Here is a 15,004-nt window from a genome sequence, read left to right as displayed (position 1 = left end):
CAATATATGTTACTTATTATATTTCGACAAACAGTAGCTGTAACCTTTTAATTCAACTTATATATATAAGGTAATACTGTTTCTGACCAATGTCTATATGCTGAGGTGATTGTAGTTGCAGTTTGAGGATTTGATTTCGCAAACTCAAACTGAAAATCACAGACATTCATCCTTGCTGGAGGGATAGGACCGAAAACATGCTGGGCGGTCCAAATCCGCCGAATATCGTCATTATTTTGCGGCGAGGGAATCGTAATGTTCGTCGGAGCCCCCTCCCCGTGTGTACCTTGCAGTTCTCCTGTTATTATATTGTTGTTGAGCGTGTACTGATAATGTGTTCTGATGCCACGAAATATAGTCCAACCCAAGTCAATGTAGGGAGCTGTATAAATATTCATCTCACGTAACCATGTAAATAAACGTGGACTAGCAATTACATTAGACTCTACCTGCGCCAAAGTATGATCAGTCGGACGGCCAAAAGCAGTGCTATGCACGGTTCGTGTAAATTGTGACTTTGTAGGGACTGCATAGTGTGTTGGATCATACGTTGGCCATAATGAAATAATATCTAAGAGCCTGTTTATAGTCTTATCTTTTTATTAAAATAGCGAGAAATCCTAGGACAACCATTTGTTTACTTGTTTCTAGTTTTCTCTCTACATTTTTGAACAATCGTCTGTATTTTTCTAACCAAGCAAATGAGCGCTCTACGATCCATCTTTTAGGGATCACTTGAAATTGATGCAATTCGGACCGCTTGGCAACTTGTACTTCAGCATTCAATAGCTTTTGAATTTCTTTTTGAAACTTTTCTCCTGTGTACCCACCATCCGTGAGGATGGCTTCTATGGTTTCTTTCAATTCAGGATATTGCTCGTACATTTCGAGTGCGCCTTTTCGATCTGTGACATTGGCAGTGGTAACATGGATTGCATGGGGAAATCCAAGAATATCTACACTGATATGTCGTTTAATACCAGAAACTTTCTTACCACCATCATAACCTTTTTGTTCAGCCGTATCTGCATTCTTAACACTTTGGGCATCGACAATATTAAAGCTAGAGCTTTTGGGGCGATTCACTGCTTCCCTTATTTGCCCAACAATTTTTTTAATAAGGTCTCTAATAGACTACTACCTTCGGCATTGGATTTACTCCATTTTGCATAGTAGCGGTAAACATTTTGCCATTTGGGATAATCTTTTGGTAAAGCACGCCACTGGCAGCCTGTACTCAGAACATAGAGTAGTGCATTGAACACATCATAAAGGTCATACTTTCGCGGACTTGTGCGTTTGCTAAACGTTTCTAGTTCCTCACGAATGATCTCGAATTTTTCACGGCTGATATCACTTGGATAAGACATACACTCATCTCCTGTTTTTGCATACATCCTAACATATTTATAAGACTATAAACAGGCTCTTAGGTTGTTTTCTTCTCTCTAGAGATAGGATAACAATTTCATTAGCGAGTATCATGCGGTAGTTTTATGAGTGAAATCTGGAATAGTTATTTTCTATGCATACATGCATAGTCAAAGAAATGCTTGTCCATCAAGTTATTTTCAATACCGATCAAACATGCAGACTTATCCTTCAATCATTTGCTTAAAAATAGCTAGAGGGCCAGTGTATGCATTTTCTTTACGTTTAGCAATAATATGAATTTCTCTAAAGCTATCAATGTAATCATAGACCATGCTTTTAAACGTTCTTGTAAAGTATCCAATCGGATTTTTCATCAGAGTCCCGTTATGCTCAAATTCATGCGTATTTTTACGCAAAACAACAGATGCATTCGCAAGAATGTTGTGGAATACATCTTTATCCGCTAGTAAACTACATTTTTTTGCAGCCTTCTTTGCAATGTTTACGGCATTTTTGAAAGACTTATTAATAACTTTTGAATCGAATGCAGTTGCTAATTTCATACGCATGGATTGTGGTACACGATAATCGATAAAATCTGAATCATGTTTAAGAGATTGAATGTCGTCTTCTTTACGTTTGTTTATATCTTTTATATTTTGTTTTAAAGAAATAGTAGTTGTTTTATTGGTGTGACAAAAATCATCATCTGTAGCTGGTTTAGGTGTGACAACCTGTTCTTCCACAATGTTTGGTTGAATAACAATAACATTACTTGTTTGTTTCATGTCGCTCTTCCGCTTCATTTCTAGCTGTTTAATAATACCAAGGGACTCTAGGTGTTGGCATGCACGAATAACCGTTCTACGGCTAATATGAAGTACTTCAGCAATCTTCTTTTTTGATTTAAAAGAGACACCGAAATATTTAGCAGAATAGTTGTGTAAATGATTTAATACAGCTAATTGGTTTTTATTTAACTGATCCGCAAATTTCTCTTTGTATGCTCGAACAGTATCGTTTAATTTATCAATAGTTTCGAATGTTGATAGGTTTTCGTATGTTTCATTACCTGCGATAATTGTAATACTTTTTTTCTTTTCCATTATAAATCTTGTCTCCTTTTGAGAAACAAAAAAGCAACAGAATGCCAATTGTAAGCAAACTGTTGCTAGGAGCTCTTACGTACTGTAAAATAGTCCGTAAGAGTACAGCAAGTGTTTGCCTAGTCAGGGTAGGCGGACGGTATATAGAGTGTTGGTCGCACTTTATATACACGCTGTGCTCTTTTATTTTATTGTAGTTAAATGGCGTTTGGTCAATTAATGACTGGGCCTCAGCTTTTAGCTCATTTAGCGCAAATTCATGTTTGGTTTAAAGAGTATGGGGTGAATATTAAGGAATAGTAAGAGGCGGCTTGCATGTTGTGTAAGCCGCCTTTTTTTCTATTTCACTTGAATATAAACATATCTATTGTATTTTCCATCATCTGTTGTTGCGGTTAAGACAACACGTCCGGGTTTTAAAGCTTTCACATGAGTTGTATCATTTTGGATTTCCAGGGCAATGATGTTTGTGTCACTACTTTTCCAAACTGTCTTTTGATTTGTTGCATTTTCAGGAAGAACGGAGGCAGATACAAGTTTTTCATCTCCTTGATTTAGCTCAAAAGATCGTTCGTCTACTTTGATACCTGTAACGGGCACGTGATTTGGTTCGACAGTTACTTTACATGTTGCTACATATTCGCCAGTAGCAGTTGTTGCAGTGATAGTTGTAGTACCAGTTTGTACAGCATGGATACTTGCTTTTTCATCCGTTGCTTGTATTGTTGCTACATTTGGATTATCGCTTTTCCAAATTAACTTTTTATTTGTAACGTTTGGGGTAATCTTCGCAACAAGTTCAAAGGTTTCTCTTTCTTTTAAAGAGTGTTCGGATTGATTAAGTGTAAGGTTAGTAGGGAACGTTTCAAGTAATTTCTCAGGTGTTTTTGCGTCCCAAGTCATAGGTTTATTCGAGCGCAGTGCTTGTGCTACAACTGCCGCTGTATCCATATTCGTCATAGAAGTTGTAATAGAGGATTTTGCTAGAATTCCAGGGCCGTTTGCCGCCCAAAAAATTGTCTTTTCTTCAGGAGATTCTCCGCCATGTCCATATCCTTTTCCTCCGTGGTCCGTTGTCATAATAATGAGGCTATCTTCTAATAAACCAGCGTCACGAATTGCATCTAATACAACCCCTACATTTTTATCTGTTTTTTCAATTTGTTGCATATATGCGGGGCTACCGTAGCCTTTAGAATGACCAGCACCATCAATATCGTCAAAATGAATGAATGTGATCGCAGTATCTTTTCCTTCGGTTTTAATGTAATTTGAGATTTTTGGTGCTAATTGGTCATCCGGGACAGACTCTAAGTGAGCGCCTACAGATTGTTCGATAATCCCTTTATTAATCGGACTCCATCCAGCGAATGAGGCTATTTTTGCGTATGGTCGTTCTTGTTTTAGTACTTTCATAAAGGATGGATAAGGTGAGTTTTCAGGGAATGCTACTGACCCTGCGACTGTATTATCAAGTTTGGTTTTATCAGGTGTTACACCATGTATGATGCCACTCCAGTTTTGAGCGCTAATCGTTGGTGAAAGAGCTTGCGCATTATAAGTGCTGGCACCGTTAGCGATAAAATTTTTAATATTAGGGGCAGTAGCATCTTTAACAGCGATACCGGCTCCATCTAACCCGATAATAAAGACATGTTTGTATGGGTAGTTTGTAGATTGTTTTAGCCGCTCTTGAAGAGGAAGCATGTCCTTTTCGTCAATTTTTCCATCTTCATTTAAATCCGCATGCTTAATTTCATCCCAGTTTTGACTATTTATATCTGATCCGGTGTATTGTTTTATAAAGTTTAAATCGTCTTGTTTAAGTAAACCATCACGTGTTATATCTAAAGAATTTCCAACAGTTAGTTCTGCAGTAGCGGCTTTTTTTCCATCTTCAGAAATGGCTTGAATTGTCGTTTTCCCAATGCCTTTTCCAATTACTTTGACTCTTTCATCTGTCGCTTCAATGTCTGCGATGCTTTTATCACTACTTGTCCAAGTAACTTTTTTATTTGTTGCATCGGAAGGTTGGATATTGGATTGTAAATAGGTGTAACCATCAATATTTAAATGAAGGGTTGGTTGATCAATGGAGATGTCAGTAACAGCAATTGGTGGAGCGGATTGATACATCTTTTGAACATCTGCAGCTGTTACTGCTTTTCTTAGAATAGATACTTCATCTAGTGTTGCGTCAAAGTTGTTTCCAAATAAAGTTCCTTTGCCATCAACTCCAATTTTTGTTGTGTAATTTGTATCGATTGTACCTTTCATTTTACTAATATCAATTTGTTGTTCTAGCTTTCCGTCTTTATAAATAGTTGCATATCCATCGCGGTCATGAGAAATCGTAATGTGATGCCAAACATTATCAGCGATATTTGGAATAGAGGCATCTATGCGAGAGCTACCAGAAGTTTTGAAATTCCAAAGGAGGGCCTTGTCCTTTAACCCAATAAACCACCCTAAGTTTCCGCTGCTATTCCAATCTTTATTTGAAATGATAGCTGGATCAGCATTTACCCCGGAAGATTTTACCCAAAAGGCTACTGTGAAATCTGTACTTTCTCCAAATTTTAATTGCGAAGTGTCTCCTAAGTCGATATAAGAAGCGGTTTTTTGTGATATTGCTTTAAACTTGAGAGCCTTATTTATGCGTCCATCTGTAAATAAAGGATTACCATTTTTATACGAAATGATGTGATTGGACGCGGAACTATCATTTAGATTTTCCTCGAACGAAAGTTTCATAACCTCGTCAGTGAGTTTTTCTTGTTGCATTTGTATTGCTGGGGTGGGTGCAGCTAAAACGTTAAATGGAAGTGTCGTGGATAGGATCGTACTCATGGAAAGTGTAGAAATCAATGCTGCTTTTTTTATAAAAGGTTGTGTCATTTTAAATCCTCCTTATATGCTTCTTTAATTAGAATTCGACGGAATTCTGTTTTCTTTTCTAAGATAAATAGTAAAGTACAAATTTTGAGGAATTATAACCAGAATATTGAGATTTTTTTAAGGTGTTGTGAAGTTCCACAGTAATTAAGAAGAATACAAAAATATGACAAATAATATTAAATGAATTGTCATATAAAATTCGAAATCATATTAGAAATAGTACTTATTTAGAATAATTATTTTGACGTACTTATTATTACTTGTTATAATTGGAAACAAATGTTCTTGAAAAAGATTCTCATTTGCGAAGTTGAGGTGTTATATAGATGAAAAAGAAAAAAATAGGTTTACTCGTAATGGCGTATGGAACGCCAGAATCATTAGATGATGTAGAGGCGTATTATACACATATCCGTCACGGGCGTAAGCCGTCTGAAGAAGCGCTTCAAGATTTAATCGGGCGCTATAAAGCGATTGGCGGAATTTCACCACTTGCAAAAATAACGAAAGAGCAGGCGCATAAATTAACAGATTCATTGAATAAAATGTATACAGAGTATGAATTTGTTTGTTACTTAGGTTTAAAACATATTACTCCGTTTATTGAAGATGCAGTAGAAGAGATGAAGAAAGATGGAATTGAGCAGGCGATTAGTATCGTATTAGCACCGCACTATTCTACATTTAGTATTCAAGCGTATAATGACCGTGCAATTCGCCTATCAAAAGAAATAGGTGGGCCTGTTATTGAACCGATTGAGCAATGGTACGATGAACCGAAGTTTATTTCTTATTGGGCAAATCAAATTGAAGAAACGTTTACTAACATTGTAGATAAAGAGAAGGCAATTGTTATTTTCTCTGCACATAGTTTACCGGAGAAAATTATTGCTGAGGGAGACCCTTACGTAGAGCAATTACAGCGGACAGCGGATTTAATTGCGGCAGAAGCCGGTATAAAGCATTATACAACGGGTTGGCAAAGCGCTGGAAATACACCAGATCCATGGATTGGGCCAGATGTGCAAGATTTAACGAGAGATTTATATGAAGAACATGGTTATGAGTCTTTCGTATATTGTCCAGTTGGCTTTGTGGCAGAGCATTTAGAAGTTTTATATGACAACGATTATGAATGTAAAGTTGTAACTGATGAATTAAATGCCGCATATTTTAGACCAAATATGCCTAATTCACAATCTGTATTTATTGATTGCTTAGCTGAAATTGTTTCCAAAAAAATGAAGGAAATAGTTGACAAGGATTTAGTTTTGAATAATAATTAGTTTATAATAATTTTAAATAAATAATAATTACTATGAGAGAAAGAGGAGGATCCCCCCATGACGAATCCAAATAATCGCTTAACAACAAACCAAGGTGCTCCAGTTGGAGATAACCAAAATTCTCGTACAGCTGGTCGCCGTGGACCGGTATTGTTAGAAGACTATCATTTAGTAGAAAAACTGGCTCACTTTGATCGTGAACGTATTCCAGAGCGCGTTGTGCATGCACGTGGTGCAGGTGCTCACGGTGTATTCGTAACGAAAAACAGCATGAAGCAATATACGAAAGCAGCGTTTTTACAAAATGAAGGAACTGAAACACCTGTATTCGTTCGTTTCTCAACGGTTATTCATGGTCAAGGTTCTCCAGAAACAGCGCGTGATCCACGAGGATTCGCTGTTAAATTTTATACAGAAGAAGGGAACTACGATATCGTAGGTAACCATTTACCAGTTTTCTTCATTCGTGATGCAATTAAATTCCCAGACATGGTGCATTCTTTAAAACCAGCACCTGATACAAATGTTCAAACACCAGATCGTTACTGGGATTTCATGACATTAACTCCAGAATCAACACATATGATGACATGGGTATTTTCTGATTATGGTACACCAGCGAGTTATCGTGAAATGGAAGGTTTCGGCGTCCATTCATTTAAATGGATTAATGCAGAAGGTAAAATTGTTTACATTAAATACCACTGGAAGCCACAGCAAGATGTACGTAACTTAAGTGCGAAGGAAGTGCAAGAGGTACAAGGGAAAGACTTCAACCATGCAACTCGTGACTTATTCGATGCAATTGAAAAAGGGAACTACCCGAAATGGGATTTACACGTACAAGTCATGCAACTAGATGAAACGGATTCTTTAGACTTTGATCCACTAGATCCAACGAAAGTATGGCCAGAAGATCGCTTCCCATTAATTGAAGTGGGGACAATGACGTTAAATCGAAACCCGAAAAACTTCTTTGCAGAAGTAGAACAAGTGGCGTTCTCTCCAAGTGCAACTGTAAATGGTATTGAACCATCTGAAGATAAATTATTACAAGGTCGTTTATTCTCTTACCCAGATACACAGCGTTATCGTCTTGGTGCAAACTACTTACAAATTCCTGTAAACTGTCCATACGCAGCTGTTCGTAACCAACAACGTGATGGTGCGATGCAAATCGATCAAAACCCATCTACAATAAACTACGAACCGAGTCGCCATACTGAAAATCCAGTTGAAGACCCAACTTACCGTGATTCAACTATGAAAGTAGAAGGCTATGTATCTCGTGAAAAAATCGAGAAACCAAATGACTTCAAACAAGCGGGTGAGCGTTACCGTTCATTCTCTAAAGAAGAGCAAGACAACTTAATTGCAAACTTAACAAATGACTTAAAGGACGTAAATGAGCGCACGAAATTGCTAGCTGTTTGTAACTTCTTCCGTGCAGATCAAGAGTACGGTATGCGTTTAGCTGGGGCGTTAAATGTTGATATAACACAGTATGTAGGGAATGCTCCGAAATAAATAGGAAAAGACGGCCAATTCTTGGTCGTCTTTTTATGTAAAATATGTTTTACATGATATGTAAAAGATGTTATACTCTTGTCAAACAAGTTTTACATACAAGAGGTATATTTCATGAATGTTGCTATTTTTATTATTGCTTTATGTGTCTTTTTATTTGTAGTGTTTGCTATTGTAAAAATGTTTATAGCAATCGGAAAACAAGGTGATGAGCGCGCTGCATTTATAAAAAATAAAGCGATGGCGGAAACGTTTCAAATCGCTATGGGATTAATGGTACTTGAGATGATCCCCTTCATTTATCACCGATTAAATGAAACGGTTGGAACGCCGTTTAATCCGGTTCGCTTTTTAGCTGTAATAGCGATTGCGTTTCTTATTATACTAAGCGCAAATAAAAGGAAGTACGGTGATTCGTAAGGTATTGTGCTTTTCAGTCATATCGGAATTTGTTGGTAAATCGATATGTTGTGTCGAAACGTTCATATATTCACGATAATAATAAGTGGGGTATGTACGGGTTTGAATAATTAATATGTATCAATCCCGATATAAAGCAGAAGCGATAATTATAACAAGACCCCTTTTATTTAATAGAGTTAAGCAGCCTGAGTTCTACATTGATAGGAACTCAGGCTTTTTTATGCAAAAAATTTATGAAATCGTTTCGGAATAAAGCTTAAGACAAGGAAGAGTGCGATTTCACCTAAAATAGCGACAGTGATATTGAATAAGAAGGTACGGAAATTTGCAGTAATGTGATTGAGTATAGCGTATTTCCAGTAGGATAAGCTCATGAAAATCACTCCTTATAGCGTTTTTTATAGTATATAAAAATTGTTTCGTAAAAGTGCATGTCCTAGTTTGTAATTTGTAAAAATACAAAATGAATTCTCAACAAAACCTCAACAATTGAGTAAGAAAAGAATATGGAATATATTACTTATACCACTACATAGAAATAGGAGTATTTACAAAGTTGTTTTCTGAATTAACATAAAATTTACAAAAAACTAATAAATTGTTGAAATAATACAAACAAAAATATATACTCTTTATATACTTTTTACAAAATAAGGATGTGATTAAATGATTTACAAGGTTACTTAATTGTATATGAGTTGTTTCATTCAAGGATTCGAAATAAATTTAAGTGAGGAGAAATGAATATGTTTCGATTTATGAAATCTCCAATCGGTATAGCGGTTGGGGTAGCTGCGGTTATATTGGCATCACCAAAAGCGAGAAAGGGATTGCGAAAGCTTGCAGTAAAAACAGTATCAGCCTTTCTTGGTGCGAAAGAACAAATTCAAAGTACGGGTTCGGAAATGGAAGAGGCTTTGCCGAAAGTGAAAGAAGCGGCACGTAAAGTAGCTGTGAAAACAGTATCACCAATTATAGGAGCGGTCGAAGCTGTTCCAAATACAATTTCTAAATTCCAGGAAAAATGGGTTTCTCGTGTAAATGCGTATCATTCTGAGCAAAATATAGATTATGAAAATCTGCCTGTCACTCCTTAAGTACTACATGAGTAATACAGCTTTTTACTTCCTTCAAGACGATAAGGAGGATGGGAATGCAAAGTAAATCATTAAAAACGAGATTTATACGATCGTTACCTGGAAGAATTCGAATTGAAATTTATAAGTTAAAACACAACAAGAACATGGCGAACTTGATATTAGACCGATTTAGTCAAGCGGAAGGTATTTATCAAGTAAGTCCCTCAATTTCTACAGGGAGAGCCCTTATTACTTACGATATCAACAAGACCTCTCTACATAACATTTGCAAAATAATTCAACTTATAGAAGAACAAGTGACCAAGCGAAAGAAAACTAGTACAAATAGCAGTGAAGAAAAGAAGGAATTAATAGATTATTCATCTAGTGTAGTTTCTCGTAATAATGACACTGTTCATAGCAAAAAGGATGAAGGTGTGCCGTTACCGTTAGCACTTTCGGTTGTTGGGTTAGGTGCTTTCGGCATAAAACAATTATTTATGGGTAGATCTGCCTTAGCTAGAAGTCCTGGTCTTTTTTATGTATCTGGAGCTTTATCTGTTGTGACGGGTTATCCGTTCCTGAAGCGAGGATTCAAAAAAATGGTTGCTAGCAAAAAGGTGAATTCTGATCTTGTGCTTGGTGTAGGAACACTTGCACTTGCGCTTGCACGGGAGAATATTGTCGTGCTTGCCGGTCTTAGTCTATTAAATTACTTAAACTGGAAGCGTAGTCAAGCAAACATAAACGAAGAAAATGAAGCGTATAAAGAAAATCTCCTTTCTCCAGAGATTAAAGCGTATAGTGAAAAACAATCAAAATGGGGAATGATTTTTGGTGGAGCAACTTGGGCTTTCACTAGAAATCCTTTACGCGGAATGGCAGTTTTATTAGCAGCTAATCCGAAACCGGCCGTCTCATCGGCAGAATATGCGTGGCGACAAGGTGACCTCGTTGCAAGAGAAAGAGGATATGTCATTCCAAGTGGTGGGTCGTTATCACAATTGTCTCGAACAAAAACGATAGTATTGGATGATACATCTCGTATATTCCAGTCCTCAGCAGAGGGGATGAGTTGTATTTCACAAGATGAAAATGAAGGGCAAGTTTGGTGCACAGCCGCTTCTCTTATTGAGAAAAGTGAGCATGTATGGAAAGAAGAAGTCATGCAATGGGCTGCGCAAACTGGAAGAACGTTAAGAAGAGCGTTTGAAGTTCAAATAGAGAATGAAGGGATAAAAGGTGAAATCCAAGGGATAACTTCCTTTTTCGGAAGTAAAGATTTTGCCGAGCGAAATGGTGTAGATATAAGTGCGTATGAGCTGGAAGTAAAGAGACTTGAAAAAGAAGGTTTTCAAGTGCAGTTCGTCGCTAAAAATAAAAAATGCCTCGGTCTATTAGTTGGATCGAAGGTTACTATTATTCCAGAATTCACAGAAGTAGTGAATGGATTACGTGAAAATAAGTGGAATATAGGCGTTTTGCAAAATAGTTTACATGTAAATCGTAACATTCTTTCTCATTATGGTGTGGATGATAGCTGGCAGCAGGGGGATGCGGCCAAACGGGTGGAATTGCTTCGCTCAAGTGGAGAAGAGGTATTATTTGCAACTGATCAAAATACAGATTTTCCGTCTATATCATTTGAAGAAATAAAAAATATCTCACAATCTACAGCGTATGCAAGCCGAATCAACATGTTGGTGAATGAGCATTTCCGCGCAGCGAAAGTGTGGAATGTGGTAGGGGAGATGTTAGCAGTTTGGTCTATATTCACAGCACCTGTAATCGCCTTATTTGCAAATGCTTTATCGTTAACGTTCTTATCTAGGGCGAAAAGAATGAGTGAGAAGATATTTTCCTATGGAGAATTGTCGAAAATGGATTCTTCTCAGCCAAAAGTGATTCCTGCTAAACAAGATCAAATTCCATGGTATACATTTAATCAAGAAAAAGTGATGAATAGATTACAAGTTGAGAAGCAATATGGATTAAGTGATGCACAAGTGAATATGCGAAAAGAAGAATACGGAATGAACCAAATTGAACCGAAACCGTCAGTTCCTTGGATTGTATCGTTTATGGGTCAATTTAAAGAATTTACATCGCTTATTTTACTCGGAGCAGCCGGATTATCTGTTATATCTGGTGGTTGGTTCGATGGATTAGCGATGGGGACAATTCTCGTTGTAAATGCAATAATTGGGACGCTTCAAGAGCGGAAGGCGGAAAAGGTAGTTGAGGCTTTAAATCAATTCCGAGCTCCTGTTTGTAAAGTAATACGAGAAGAAGCAGAAATAGAAATATCAAGTAGTGAACTCGTTCCTGGGGATATTGTCTGCCTGGAAGCGGGAGACCGCGTACCTGCTGATCTTCGCGTTGTTAACTCTTGGAACTTAGAAATTAACGAAGCGATGTTAACGGGAGAGTCACTTCCAGTTGAAAAGAAAGCGGACGCTATGCTAGAAGAATGTTCGTTAGCAGAACGAAACAATATGCTCTTTATGGGGACGTCTGTAACACGCGGTAAAGCGGTAGCGATTGTAGTAGAAACAGGTATGCGTACAGAGATGGGCTATATGATTTCCTTAATGAAAGGGGAGGAAACAGAGCCTACGCCATTGCAGCAAAAGGTGACATCTATTAGTAAAACATTTATTAAAGGAGCATTTGTAGCTGGTGGTCTTGTACTTATGGCGGGGCTACTAAGGGGACTGCCAATTACGCAAATGATCACGACGTCGGTTGCTCTTACTGCCTCTGCTGTTCCAGAAGGGTTGCCAATTATGATCACAATTGCTTTAAGTGCGGGTATATTCCGTATGCAAAAGCAAAATGCACTCGTTCGAAAGCTTTCGAGCTTAGAAACGCTCGGTAGAACGACGGTAATTTGTTCTGATAAAACGGGAACCCTTACGAAAAATGAAATGACGGTTAAAGTAATTGCTACGCCGAATCGTTTATGGAGTGTAACGGGTGATGGGTATGAACCAGTAGGGGCGATTGCTGATGTAACTTCATCTAAAGTTGCTGCTGCTGTAGATACGGATATAGAAGAGGCTACTTATTATGAAACGGAAAGTATGCCACTAGAAAATCCGGATTTATCTCGTATTCTTCAAATTGGTGTCCTTTGTAACAATAGTAAATTAGAGCAGGAAGATGACCTATGGATTGTGAAAGGTGATCCGACTGAGGGAGCTTTATTAAGTTTAGCTTCTAAAGCGGGTGCATTACATGAAGATATGGCGTCATTTGAACGCCATCATGAAGAACCCTTTGATTCAGAGACAAAAATTATGAGTGTTGTTTGTAAAGAGAGTAACGCTGAAGGGTTATATAAGTTCTCGAAAGGTTCTGTAGAGGCAATTCTTACTCGTTGTAAATGGTATCAAGATAACGGTCAAATATATCCGTTATGTGATAAGCAAAAAGAAGTTATTTTACAACAAAATGAAGAGTTTGCAAAACAGGCATTACGAGTATTAGGTTTTGCGTACAGCAATGGCGAAAGTGATGATCTTACTTTTGTCGGATTAGTCGGTATGATCGATCCGCCAAAACCTGAAGTGGAAGAGAGTATTCGTGAAGCGATTGAGTTAGGTGTGAAGCCAGTAATGATTACGGGAGATCATCCGACTACGGCGATTTCTATTGCGAAACAAACTGGAATTTGGAATCGTGAAGATCGTGTTTTAACGGGATTAGAAATTGATAACATGACAGATGAGGAATTAAAAGAAGTTGTGAAAAGTACATCTGTTTTTGCTCGTGTGACTCCGGCTCACAAATTACGAATTGTAACGGCCTTCCAATCCGACGGTCAAATCGTCGCGATGACTGGAGATGGTGTAAATGATACACCGGCTATAAAAAAGGCGAATATCGGTATTGCGATGGGGCAAACCGGAACAGAAGTTACGAAAGAAGCCGCTGATTTGATTTTGAAAAAGGATCATTTCGGTTCAATTGTTGAAGGGGTAAAAGAAGGTAGAACGATCATCGGAAATATTCGTAAAGCAGTTGGTTGTTTATTGACGGGGAATTTAGCGGAAGTGTTAGTGACTAGTGCTGCTGTTATAGCGGGAATGCCGATTCCGTTAGTGCCAATTCAAATTTTATTAATGAATCTTATTACCGATGCTTTACCAGCGATGATTTTAGCTGTAAACCCTGGAAACAAAACGAAGCAAACGAAACGTCAAGATATTGTTGATAAAGATTTGTACAAAAAAGTTATTACAAGAGGAGTACTGCTTGGGGTAGGTTCGCTCGCTGTATTTGGTATTAGTTTAGCGGTTGGAGTACCTCTTCCAGTAGCACAAACATCAGCATTTGCAGCTTTAGTTGCCGGGCAGCTCATTCAAACTTTCTCTTGGAGACAAGAGGGATCAGAAGAAACAGTTCGCGATTGGTCAAAAGACCGGTTCTTTATTACAGCGTTAGGAACGTCTTGGCTTGTATTATTATCAGCTATATATGTACCTCCGTTAGCTCGTATATTCCATACTGTTCCGTTAACGCTCACACAATGGATACCTGTTCTTCTCGTGGCGGGCACAGTGTCTCAAATCGCGAAACCTATTATTAATTTAGTTTCATATAAGAATACTGATTTAGTAAAACCAGTAGTTTCTGAATCTGCATTATTAAAAACAGTGTAAAGGAGCAATGAAAATGATACGAAAAGTTGTTATTGGATCTACTTTAGCGCTAGCAAGTGCCGCTTTATTACCTGTCGTAAGAAATACACTTCGTCCGCTTGTTGAATCGGGGGCAAGGGGTGTGAAGTCTACTTTTGAAACAATTAAAGAGGAAGTAGAAGATATTATTGTGGAAGCGAAAATGGATAGAATGCAAAAGCAATTTGAGAAAGAACTTTCTTATGTGGAAGATGACATTACTGATGAACAAGAAGTGATAGAAGCGGCAGCTGAACAAGCGCAAGATGAAGTGGAGGAGATTAAACATGATGCATAAAGCTGTAGAAAAAGCTGTAGAAAAAGATGTAGATCACCATTTGGAAAAAGCGTTAGAGCACTTTGAGCAGGCATTAGATTTAAGTATAAAAGCAGCATCGGAAAATAAAGCGATGCAAAAAGAAATTGCTACGAAAATGGGTTCATTCACTGGTGAGATTTTTCACTCGGTTCGTGAAAAAGGAAAAGAAAACCGTATGAATATTATGAAATGGTTCACTCTTCCTCGCTTTTAAGGGTGGAGTACGAAATGGAAAGAATATAGGGAGCTTTTAACTCCCTTATTCATATTCCATACTATGTATGTCGCATTGATTTTCGGAATGTTCAGA

General features: G+C 37.6%; 12 protein-coding genes and 1 pseudogene. 8 read left to right on the top strand and 5 right to left on the bottom strand.

All coding sequences use genetic code 11. From position 1 onward, the window contains the following. Window positions 1-47: 47 nt before the first annotated feature. The 3 genes from ACP6L7_RS06890 to ACP6L7_RS06880 all read right to left on the bottom strand — a co-directional run bounded on the left by ACP6L7_RS06890 (window position 48) and on the right by ACP6L7_RS06880 (window position 2,480). Window positions 48-566, bottom strand: a complete 519-nt coding sequence (locus ACP6L7_RS06890) for an insecticidal delta-endotoxin (RefSeq protein WP_430528985.1) — start codon at window positions 564-566, stop codon at window positions 48-50. A gap of 25 nt (window positions 567-591) precedes the next feature. Beyond that, window positions 592-1,370 (bottom strand): IS5 family transposase gene (locus ACP6L7_RS06885; RefSeq protein ID WP_430528891.1). Its coding sequence is split into 2 segments (ribosomal slippage): window positions 592-1,109 and window positions 1,109-1,370, totalling 780 coding nucleotides; the frame shifts between segments, so codons are not numbered across the junction. A 225-nt stretch (window positions 1,371-1,595) separates the two neighbouring features. Next, complete coding sequence (locus ACP6L7_RS06880) at window positions 1,596-2,480, bottom strand: helix-turn-helix domain-containing protein (RefSeq protein WP_430528972.1); 885 nt, start codon at window positions 2,478-2,480, stop codon at window positions 1,596-1,598. 207 nt (window positions 2,481-2,687) lie between these two features. On the opposite strand from ACP6L7_RS06880, the pseudogene ACP6L7_RS06875 reads away from it, so the two are divergent. Then, window positions 2,688-2,780 (top strand): annotated as a pseudogene (locus ACP6L7_RS06875) (aspartate--ammonia ligase); the annotation flags it as partial. A gap of 39 nt (window positions 2,781-2,819) precedes the next feature. Here the strand turns inward: ACP6L7_RS06875 and ACP6L7_RS06870 are convergent. Beyond that, window positions 2,820-5,378: an Ig-like domain-containing protein gene (locus ACP6L7_RS06870; protein WP_097830008.1), complete on the bottom strand. Its 2,559-nt coding sequence runs from the start codon at window positions 5,376-5,378 to the stop codon at window positions 2,820-2,822. A 326-nt stretch (window positions 5,379-5,704) separates the two neighbouring features. On the opposite strand from ACP6L7_RS06870, the gene hemH reads away from it, so the two are divergent. The 3 genes from hemH (at window position 5,705) to ACP6L7_RS06855 (ending at window position 8,611) form a co-directional block, all read left to right on the top strand. Beyond that, window positions 5,705-6,664, top strand: a complete 960-nt coding sequence (gene hemH, locus ACP6L7_RS06865; protein ID WP_097830009.1) for a ferrochelatase — start codon at window positions 5,705-5,707, stop codon at window positions 6,662-6,664. 57 nt (window positions 6,665-6,721) lie between these two features. Next, window positions 6,722-8,191: a catalase KatB gene (gene katB, locus ACP6L7_RS06860; RefSeq protein WP_097830010.1), complete on the top strand. Its 1,470-nt coding sequence runs from the start codon at window positions 6,722-6,724 to the stop codon at window positions 8,189-8,191. A 114-nt stretch (window positions 8,192-8,305) separates the two neighbouring features. Further along, on the top strand, window positions 8,306-8,611 hold the full coding sequence (locus ACP6L7_RS06855; protein WP_097830011.1) for a hypothetical protein: 306 nt from the start codon (window positions 8,306-8,308) through the stop codon (window positions 8,609-8,611). 221 nt (window positions 8,612-8,832) lie between these two features. On the opposite strand, the gene ACP6L7_RS06850 is transcribed toward ACP6L7_RS06855, so the two are convergent. Continuing rightward, window positions 8,833-8,988: a hypothetical protein gene (locus tag ACP6L7_RS06850; RefSeq protein WP_170961004.1), complete on the bottom strand. Its 156-nt coding sequence runs from the start codon at window positions 8,986-8,988 to the stop codon at window positions 8,833-8,835. Window positions 8,989-9,360: 372 nt separating this feature from the next. Between ACP6L7_RS06850 and ACP6L7_RS06845 the strand changes: the two genes are divergently transcribed. From ACP6L7_RS06845 to ACP6L7_RS06830, 4 genes are read left to right on the top strand one after another with little or no spacing between them, the layout of a single operon-like run. After that, window positions 9,361-9,711, top strand: coding sequence for a YtxH domain-containing protein (locus ACP6L7_RS06845; protein WP_097830012.1), 351 nt, complete (start codon window positions 9,361-9,363; stop codon window positions 9,709-9,711). 56 nt (window positions 9,712-9,767) lie between these two features. Further along, entirely contained in the window at window positions 9,768-14,357 is a 4,590-nt protein-coding gene (locus tag ACP6L7_RS06840; protein WP_097830013.1) for a cation-translocating P-type ATPase, read from the top strand. Window positions 14,358-14,370: 13 nt separating this feature from the next. Then, the gene (locus ACP6L7_RS06835) at window positions 14,371-14,673 is read left to right on the top strand and encodes a hypothetical protein (RefSeq protein ID WP_002170806.1); all 303 of its coding nucleotides are present in this window, start codon (window positions 14,371-14,373) and stop codon (window positions 14,671-14,673) included. Then, complete coding sequence (locus tag ACP6L7_RS06830; RefSeq protein ID WP_097830014.1) at window positions 14,663-14,908, top strand: hypothetical protein; 246 nt, start codon at window positions 14,663-14,665, stop codon at window positions 14,906-14,908. The genes ACP6L7_RS06835 and ACP6L7_RS06830 overlap by 11 nt, the downstream gene beginning before the upstream one ends. The last annotated feature ends 96 nt before the right edge of the window (window positions 14,909-15,004 follow it).

Origin of the sequence: Bacillus silvicola, from assembly GCF_050524305.1 — a bacterium.
GTDB lineage: Bacteria > Bacillota > Bacilli > Bacillales > Bacillaceae_G > Bacillus_A > Bacillus_A cereus_AT.
Note: the sequence above shows the minus strand (reverse complement) of the source record. Positions and strands in the feature narration are given on the sequence as shown.